The organism is Streptomyces sp. SID13031, assembly GCF_010548305.1.
Taxonomy (GTDB): Bacteria; Actinomycetota; Actinomycetes; order Propionibacteriales; family Kribbellaceae; genus Kribbella.
In genome coordinates this window covers 1-481 of the sequence record NZ_JAAGLV010000069.1, presented here as the reverse complement: position 1 = coordinate 481, position 481 = coordinate 1, and the positions used below count along the sequence as shown (strand labels likewise).

The following is a 481-nucleotide window of genomic DNA, read 5'->3' as shown; positions in this document are numbered from 1 at the left end:
GAGCAGGCCGTGGACCGCGAGGCTGCTAACGACGATGCGCTGTACAAAAGGCAGGCCGAGCTGGAGAAGGAGCCCGACCAAGAGAAGGCCGAGGCGGAGTGGGCGGAACTGGTCCGCGCCCACCGCTGGGACCAGAACAGGACTGACCGTGACCTCGCGGCCTGCAACGACGCTGCTGACAACATCGTCAACGGAAGAGACGACGCAACCGACCTCGCCCGGTTCCGCACGCGTCCCTGGGCCGGTGCCCCTGCCTCCGCGAGCGGAAGCATCACGATTCCCGCCAGGGACGCCCATCGGATCCGGCTCTTCGTACACCGGCCCGGCGGCACAGCACCACTTGGCTGGGAGGCGGTCGGCCCGCAGACCCGTCTGACCGCGCAGGAACTGCGGCGCGGCGTGGAACTCGGGGTCGAGGGCATCGACGTGATCAGGGACGCCGCAGACTGGGACGGCCGCACCAGCGTCACGCTCACCGTCA

General features: G+C 69.2%; 1 pseudogene. It reads left to right on the top strand.

Annotated elements, in window-relative coordinates:
• A pseudogene (locus tag G3I17_RS39265) lies at nt 1-481 on the top strand (hypothetical protein); the annotation flags it as partial.